This is a genomic window from Alcanivorax sp. HI0083 (assembly GCF_001635175.1).
This window is the reverse complement of sequence record NZ_LWFX01001027.1, coordinates 1-8,588: the sequence shown is the minus strand read 5'-3', so window position 1 is coordinate 8,588 and position 8,588 is coordinate 1. Positions and strand designations below refer to the sequence as shown.

Annotated in this window: 6 protein-coding genes; all 6 read left to right on the top strand. The window is 61.0% G+C overall.

Annotated features, from left to right (window positions below):
- Nucleotides 1-687 (top strand): FAD-dependent monooxygenase (locus A3754_RS12975; protein ID WP_197468647.1); only part of this gene is annotated, 687 nt, incomplete at its 5' end.
- A gap of 209 nt (nucleotides 688-896) precedes the next feature.
- Complete coding sequence (locus A3754_RS12970; protein WP_063520027.1) at nucleotides 897-2,162, top strand: UbiH/UbiF/VisC/COQ6 family ubiquinone biosynthesis hydroxylase; 1,266 nt, start codon at nucleotides 897-899, stop codon at nucleotides 2,160-2,162.
- Nucleotides 2,163-2,258: 96 nt separating this feature from the next.
- Nucleotides 2,259-3,233: an extracellular solute-binding protein gene (locus tag A3754_RS12965; protein WP_231880617.1), complete on the top strand. Its 975-nt coding sequence runs from the start codon at nucleotides 2,259-2,261 to the stop codon at nucleotides 3,231-3,233.
- 3 nt (nucleotides 3,234-3,236) lie between these two features.
- Complete coding sequence (locus tag A3754_RS12960; RefSeq protein WP_082872258.1) at nucleotides 3,237-4,811, top strand: iron ABC transporter permease; 1,575 nt, start codon at nucleotides 3,237-3,239, stop codon at nucleotides 4,809-4,811.
- 447 nt (nucleotides 4,812-5,258) lie between these two features.
- Nucleotides 5,259-6,623 (top strand): outer membrane protein transport protein, encoded by a 1,365-nt coding sequence (locus A3754_RS12955; protein ID WP_063520026.1) that lies wholly within the window; start codon nucleotides 5,259-5,261, stop codon nucleotides 6,621-6,623.
- 6 nt (nucleotides 6,624-6,629) lie between these two features.
- On the top strand, nucleotides 6,630-8,588 hold a 1,959-nt coding region (locus tag A3754_RS12950; RefSeq protein ID WP_197468646.1), incomplete at its 3' end, for an Ig-like domain-containing protein.

The window sequence follows — 8,588 nt, the reverse complement described above, 5'->3', positions numbered from 1 at the left end:
TTGATCGCCGCCGACGGCGCCCGGTCCAAGACCCGGGAGTGGCTCGGCATTAGCGCCCGTGACCACGACACTGGTCACGATGCGTTGATCGCTAACCTGTCCCTGAAAGAGCCCCACAAGGGAATCGCCTGCGAACGCTTTCTGAATGACGGCCCACTGGCCCTGTTGCCGCTGCCCGACCAGCGCATGGCGCTTGTGTGGACCGGCCCGCGGGCGCAGGTGGACCAGTGGATGGCGTTGGCGGACGACGAAGCACTGGCGCAGCTGCAAGGTCGTTGCCCGGCAGAGGCGCCACGGCTTTGTGGTATCGGTGAACGCCAGCGCTACCCGCTGATCCTCACCGAGGCCTGTGCCCAGGTGGTGCCCCATGGCGTGGTGGTCGGTAATGCCGCTCACACCCTGCATCCGGTAGCCGGGCAGGGCTTTAATCTGGCGGTGCGGGATCTGCTGGCGCTGGCGCAGACCGTAGGCGGCAATGCCGACCCCGGTAGCCTGGCGACCCTGCAGGCCTACGCACAAAAACGGGAAAAGGATCAGGCCCTGATCAGTCAGGCATCCCGCTGGGTACCGGAACTGTTCCGGGTGCAGCAACCGCTGTTTGCGCACAGTCGCCAGTTGGGGTTGGTGGCCATGGATATTCTGCCCGGGCTGCGTAGTGGTTTTGCGAAACGGGCCATGGGGCTTTAAGAGCAGCTGAAAGTTCAAAGTTTAAAGTTGAAAAGCGCGTGCAAGGGGTTCCCGGTACCCGAAGTCCGAACCCGCGTTCAGCGCGAAACACCTTCCGTTCAGCGTGGCGCCAAACCCGTCTCGCGTTTGAACTTTACACTTTAAACGTTCGCGGCTGGTTGAATAGTACTGACGGTGGAGAGGGCATTTCCGTCCTTTGGGTGAAGTATATGACTGGCAGTAACGAACAACACATCCTCATCGTTGGCGGTGGCATGACCGGTGGGTTGCTGGCGGTGCTGCTGGCAGAGCAGGGATTGACGGTGACCGTGCTGGACGGTGCCCCTGCCCCGGCCCTGCCGCAGGGCAAGGCGCAGTTGCGGGTGTCCACGCTTACCGAAGCCAGCCATTGGCTGCTGCGCAATACCGGGGTGTGGGATTATCTGGATGCGTCGCGGGTGCAGCCCTACAGTGCCATGCAGGTGTGGGACCAGGATGGCACTGGCGAGGTGCTGTTTCAGGCTGAAGACGTAGGCGCCGAGAGCCTGGGCTGGTTGCTGGAAAACGGCCACCTGGCCGCCGCGTTGTACCAGAAAGCAGCTACCTTGCCGACGCTGGACTGGCAGTGCGGCGTGCAGGTGGATGCCCTGCGCCGTGATGCCGACACCGGGCAATGGGCGGTGCGCAGTGGCGATACCCTCTGGCAGGCAGACCTGCTGGTGGGGGCCGACGGTGCCCGTTCGCAGGTGCGCGAACAGGCGGGTATCAGTGGTGGTCCGCGCGACAGTGGCCATCATGCATTGGTGGCGACCATCGCCACTGCGCAGGCCCATGGCGCCTGTGCCCGGCAGGTCTTTATGGAAAGCGGGCCGCTGGCGTTGTTGCCGTTATTCTCGGACGCGGAGCAAGGGGGCCAGCGGCAATGTTCCATCGTCTGGTCTGGCTGGCCGGAACGGATTGCGGAACTGCGCGAGAAAGATGCGGTCTCTTTCGCGGCAGAGTTGCAGGCCGCCGTGGGCGACGCCCTGGGGCCGGTGACCCTGCTCAGCGAGCGGGCGGTATTTCCGATTCAGGAACGTCACGCCAGTCAGTATGTGGCGGCTGGCCTGGCGCTGGTGGGCGATGCGGCCCACGTGATACACCCATTGGCCGGACAGGGTGTGAACCTGGGGTTGCTGGATGCGGCGGTGTTGGCAGAAGAAATCGCGCGGGCCAGTGAGCAGGGGCGCGGCTGTGCCGACCCGGCTGCCCTGGCGCGTTATCAGCGCCGCCGCCGCGGTGAGAACCTGCTGATGCAGAATGCCATGCGCGGCTTTCAGTCCCTGTTCGAGCAGCGTGCCATGCCGGTGCGTTGGTTGCGTAACACTGGTATGCGCTGGGTGAATCAGGCCGGCCCGGTGAAAGTTTTTTTTGCCCGTCAGGCCATGGGGCGAACCACGGATTTGCCGGCCCGGGCAAAACCACCAGCGTTTGGCGCTAGAGCTGGCTCGCGTTAGCTGCCATACTGGCGGAAATTAAGAATCATTCTTGTTTGCGAATAATTGGAGCGAATGGATATGCGCGTGTTTGGCATCTTAGTTGGCGCCTTGGTAATGGCGTCTGGTCTGTGGGGGTGTTCCGAACCGACCGCCGATGAAGAACTGGTGGTGTATACCTCCCGCAACGATCACCTGATCAAGCCGGTGTTCGATGCCTACACCGAGGCCACCGGTGTGCGTATCCGCTACATCACCGACAATGCCTCGGCCCTCACCGCCCGTCTGCAGGCCGAGGGTGAGCGCTCTCCGGCGGATATGCTGATCACCGTGGACGCCGGCAACCTGTGGAATGCGGCAGAAAAAGGCCTGCTCAGCCCGGTGGAATCCGTGGTGCTGAAAAACAATGTGCCCGATGCGCTCACCGACCCGAAAAAGCAATGGTACGGCTTGACCGTGCGCGCCCGCACACTGGTGTATTCCAAGGACCGGTTGCAGCCCAGTGAGCTGTCCACCTACGAAGACCTGGCCGACCCGAAATGGAAAGGGCGCTTGTGCTTGCGCACCTCCAAGAAGGTCTACAACCAGTCGCTGGTGGCGACCATGATTGAGCGCCTGGGCGAAGAAAAGGCCGAGGAAATCGTGCGTGGCTGGGTGGCCAACCTGGCCACGGATGTGTTCTCCAACGACACCGCCTTGATGGAAGCCATCGTTGCCGGCCAATGTGATGTGGGCATTGTTAATACCTACTACTACGGCCGCATGAAGCGCGATAACCCGCAGCTGCCGCTGGGGCTGTTCTGGGCCAACCAGGAGAGCAGTGGCGTGCACGTGAACATTTCCGGTGCCGGCATCACGACGCACGCACCGCACCCGGAGAAAGCCAAAGCCCTGCTGGAATGGATGACCCAGCCCGCCGCCCAGCAGCTGCTGGCCGACCGCAACCTGGAATACCCGGTAAATGCGTCGGTGACTCCCCCGGAAGAAGTGCGCTCCTGGGGCGAGTTCAAGTCTGATGATCTGAACGTGAGTGTGGCCGGTGCTCTCCAGGTGGAGGCGGTGAAACTGATGGACCGTGCCGGATACCGCTAACCGGTGATTCGGCGCGGCGCGTTTTCGTTCAGTGGGGCCAGCGTGATTGCGCTGGCCCTGTTGGTCGTGGTGCCCATTCTGGTGCTGCTCGCTGCCTGGCGACAGCAGGAATGGGCGACCTGGCAGCACCTGATGGACACGGTGCTGTTGCGCCTGATCGGCAACACGGTATTCCTGATGATCGGCGTGGCCATTGGCGTGTCGCTGCTGGGCATCACCCTGGCCTGGTGTGTGGCCACCCTGGATTTTCCCGGTCGTCGCTGGCTGCAATGGGCGTTACTGCTGCCCATGGCCATGCCCGCCTATGTACTGGCGTTCGTGCTGGTGGATCTGCTCGACTATGCCGGGCCGATCCAGACCCAGATGCGCAGCTGGTGGAATGCCTTCCCCGGCTTCAGCGCCCGCCACCCCCTGTGGGTGGTGGTGACCCTCTCGCTGGTGCTTTACCCCTATGTGTACATGCTGGCGCGGCTGGCCTTTCAGGCCCAGGGCCGTGCCGTGCTGGAGCAGGCGCGGATTCTTGGCGACGGCCCGGTCCGCGCCTTCTTCAAGGTGGCGTTGCCCATGGCGCGGCCGGGCATTGCCGCCGGGTTGGCGCTGGCGCTGATGGAAACCCTGGCGGACTTCGGGGCGGTGTCGGTATTCAACTTCGATACCTTTACTACTGCCATTTATAAAAGCTGGTATGGCCTGTTCAACTTGCAGGCGGCGGCGCAACTGGCGTCGCTGTTGTTGTTGTTTGTGCTGGTCTCCCTGTGGCTGGAACGCCGTGGTCGGCGCCGTGCCCGTTTCAGCGAACTGGGAGGGCGGCAGGTCATGCGCGTGCGACCACGTTGTGCCTGGCTGATCTCCGCCTTCGCCTTTGCGGTGCTGTTCATGGCCTTTTTGCTGCCGGTGTGTCGCCTGTTGTACTGGGTGGTAGCCACGGGCATCGACGGGCTGGATAGCCGCTTCTTCAGTTTGATTTGGCGCACCTTCCTGCTGGGCGCCATGGCTGCCTCGCTGGTGCTGGTGCTGGCCAGCTGGCTGGCCTGGGTCAAGCGCCACCAGCCGTCGCGGGCGGTGTCCGGTTCGGTGCAGTTGGCTACGCTGGGTTATGCATTGCCCGGCTCGGTGCTGGCGGTGGGCATCATGGTCAGCTTCAGCGCAGCGGAAGCCCGGCTGGACCAGTGGGGTTTGGCGATCCCGCTTGTGGGCGGGTTGGCGGCGCTGATTCTGGCCTATGTGGTGCGTTTTCTGGCGGTGGCCTTCGGCCCGGTGGAAAACGCGTTGCAACAGGTGCGCCCCAGTTTGGTGGAAGCGGCCCGCACCCTGGGCGCAACCGCTTCGGAGGTGGGGCGCCGGGTGTACCTGCCGATGATGCTGCCGGGGCTGTTTACGGCCTTGCTTCTGGTGGGCATCGATGTGATGAAGGAAATGCCCGCCACCCTCTTGTTGCGCCCCTTTGGCTGGGATACCCTGGCAGTGCGTATCTATGAGCTTACCGCCGAAGGGGAGTGGCAACGCGCCGCTGCCCCGTCACTGACTCTGGTGTTGCTGGGGCTGGTGCCTGTCATGGTGTTAAGTCGTCGCCGCTAATAGCGCGGCTTTTGCAGAAACATTCACAAAGCTGTCTGCCATTCTGCCCAGCGTGTGCCTCTCCGCCTTGGCGGTACCGCGCTCGGTTATCTTCCCTGTTTGTGCCGCGGTTCCTGCGGTCTCGTCGTCAGGTTAACAGTCGTGCAATCCGCTCCATGTTTTTCGTGGGTAATGGCTGCTCATCGGGGTAAAGATGCGGCTTTTCAGGCGTTTTGTACGAAGAAAGACGTATTTTGAATGTAATTCATATGTTTGCTTTTGTGTATATATGTAAACACTGTGATTTTTTGAGACATTGTCGTGATTAAACGCGCTCAATTGTTGGCACGATGGTATCAATAATATTGAGCAAAAAACTGCTCAGCACAACGATCAGGTGCGCCTGAATTTGCGTACCGCCAAATAATAACAACGGCCCCGCTTCGGGCGCGTCTTGTGGAGAGCTTCATGACAATACGGAAATTACTTCCTGCCGTTCTGGCGGGAATTGGCGCTGTGTCTGTGTCACCGGTAATGGCCAGCATGGGAAACATCGGCACCACCTACGGGGTGCTGCCCTCCGACCTGGCCTCCGCCCAGGCCTTGTCCATGTTCAATAGCCAGGTATCCGCGACTTATTACAACCCGGCTTATCTGGCCAAGGACAGCCGCGGTGAGCTGACCACCGGCCTGTTGCACGCGGACCATGAGCTGCGTGCCCGTTCTGTCGGTGGTGGGGCCGCCCCGCTTCGCGATGGCGATATTCTCCAGGATTCACCGTCCCAGCAGGTATTGCTGGGCATGAAGACCGACCTCACTTCCCTGACCCAGTATGACCATCCCCTGTACTTGGGTTTTATGCTCGGCGTGGAAAAATACGGCGAGGAAATGCTGGCGTTTAATTCGCAGACTTCCACCTCCGGCCAGTATTTTGAATACGGTCGCCAGCCGCTGTTTCTGAATCTGGGCGGCGGGACACAAATCTGGCGTGGCCTGGATATGGGGCTGTCCGCACGGATTACCCTGCATTCGGAAGCGGAGCTGGTCGCCACGTCCACACTGGCTGGGGAAACCAGCTACGAAACCCTGAATGTGTCGGCCAAACCCTCCATCCGGCCGATCTTCGGTCTCAACATGGACTGGGGCGAAAGCTTCTGCAGTGAAGGTGATAACTGCTGGTTCAACGGGCTGGAAACCGCGTTCAGTTACCGTGGTTACTCCAACACCAACACCACGGTGGATTCCACCATCACTATCCCCGGCACCGTGCTGGACCCGGGCATCAACCTGGCGATTACCACCATCGATTCCTATCAGCCGAATATCTATGCCGCCGGTCTGGCCTATGGCCGGGAGCGCTGGCGCGTTGGGGTAACCCTGGAAATGCAGGAATGGTCGCGCCTGGAAGAAGAGCTGGAAGGCGATACCATCAAGGACCAGGCCGTGAACACCGGCGGCGCGCCTTACGAGCTGCGCTTCAAGGATATTGTGGTGCCGCGTATCGGTGGCGAATTCAATATCAACGACACCTACAAGCTAACCGGCGGTGTGGCGTTCAGTGAATCGCCGCTGGATTCCAACGCATCACTGGAAGTGAACTACCTGGATGCGGACAAGATGATTCTGGGGCTGGGCCTCACCGCGGAATACAAGTCTGTCCCGGTGCTGGCTTACCCGGTGCGTTTTGATCTGGCCTACCAGTATCAACAGCTCGACCCGCGAGAGTTCGATCTGTACGACCGCCGTTCCCCGAGCTTTCCGCAATCCTACGAAACCGTGGAAGCGGAAGGCGATGTGCATGTTTTCTCCGGCTCCATCACCCTCAAATTCTAGGAGTTAATGGCGATGAAATTAAAAGCGCTATCTCTGGCTACGGCAGCCGCATTGCTGGCTGCCTGTGGCGGTGAGGCCGGTGACGAGCCCACCCTGGAAAACTGGCAGACCGGTGAGGTCTATTACAGTTTCCCCTACGACGGTCAGCAGGATCTGGCACCGAAGACGCCGCTGTCGATCCGGTTTTCCCACCCGGTCACGGTGGATGCCAGTCACTTTACGTTACTGGAATGTGCCCAGCTGGACGGGGATTGCCCTGATACCGGCAATAACCAGGTGGCCCTGCAGGCGCCGCAGTCAGTGGATGAGGGCATGGGGGTCATGCTGCAGCCGCATGCGCCGCTGCAAACCCATACCCGTTACCGGTTGGTACTGAATGGCATAGAAACGGAAAACGGCTCCCCGGTGTTCCCGGATGGTGGCCTGGACTTCGTTACCCGGCTGTCCAGCGATGGGCCTGTGTCCAGCCGCATGGCCTCCCCGGATCTGGCGGTGCGTAATGTGATCCCGGATGGTGAACAGCTGCCATTCATGGATTTTTCCACTCTGCGGGTGCGTTTTAACCAGATGCTGGATGCCGGCACCCTGGTGTATGGCGACTCCGTGACGCTGGAAGGCAGTGATGGCCTGGTGCCCGCGGCCCTGCTGGTAAAAGGTAATGCGGTCACGGTGGACCCGCTGGAAGACCTGACGCCGGGCGAGAGCTACACCTTGTCGTTCAGTACCTCGGTGCGTGGTGAGTCCGAGGACAGCCTCACCGGTGGTTTCGAGAAAACTTGGACAGCAAAAGACTCCAACCCCCGCGCCACCCTGGTGCAGGAAGTGGTTAGTGCCACCGACCAGGCGGACGATCCCTGTAATGCGGACGGCGCGCTGGTCGCCAAGCTCACCGGTGCCACCATGAACTGTGTGCCGGTGCAGTCCACCTTGTTGGGCAGCAAGGATGCCACCATGCAAGGTGGCGATGTGTTTGCCGAACTGGCGTTCCTGCCCAACTACCCGGACGTATCGCCGCTGCGAATTCCTCGCAACAGCCTGCTTAGCGGTAGCAACATTGAAGTGAGAGTGGCCGGTGAAGTGAAGGCAGGTATCGAGACCGGCGCCATTGCCGTGACTTTCCTGTCTGATGCCTCCGGCTACCTGATGCCCAACCCCTACAGCGATGCCCACGAAGCGCCGAAACAGGTGAAGCTGTACATGGACGTGTCCATGACGGCGGAAAATCCGGAAGCCAACGGCGCGCTGAGCCAGATGCTGATGCACGTGGAATTGAACGGCATGGCGCTGGTGAAGGACGGCCGCATGGAAATTGATGCGGTGGGTATCGTGGAACCCAAGGTGTTGGGACAGGAAACCGCCTTCGGCCTGCTCAGTTTCCACATGAAATCCTACGAGGATCAGGAAAACGCCCCTGAGCCGGTGCCGGATATGACCGCCCCGGTACTGCAATCCATGGTGCCCGCCGTGGATGACAATGGCATGGCCATGAGTGCACGCCCGGGCGATGCGGTGATTCTGAACTTCAGTGAACCACTGGACAACGCCAGCCTGCATGCCGGCACCAGCTTTGGCCTGCAGCACAACGGCAGTTACGTGGACACCGACTGGTATCTGGACGGTGCCAGCCTGGTGATGCGACCGGCTGAGCCGCTGGCCTTTGGTGAAAGTTATACCGCCGTGGTGGATGGCAGCGTGACGGATCTGCCTGGTAATGCAGTCAACCCGGTGAGTCAGAGTTTCGAGTTGGCGGCCCTTGTCGGTGATCTGCCGCCGCCCCGTGTGCTGACGACCTATCCAGGCTTCCCCTGTGCCAGTGACAAGGAGCACTGGGAAATCGAGTTCGGCAACCACGGTTTTTGTCAGGGTGGCAAAACCGAAGATGACCGTAACCCGGTTTCCCACCTGCCGGCAGACCGGGCTATCCGGATTAATTTCACCCGCGATATCGCTCCTGATTCCGTGGTC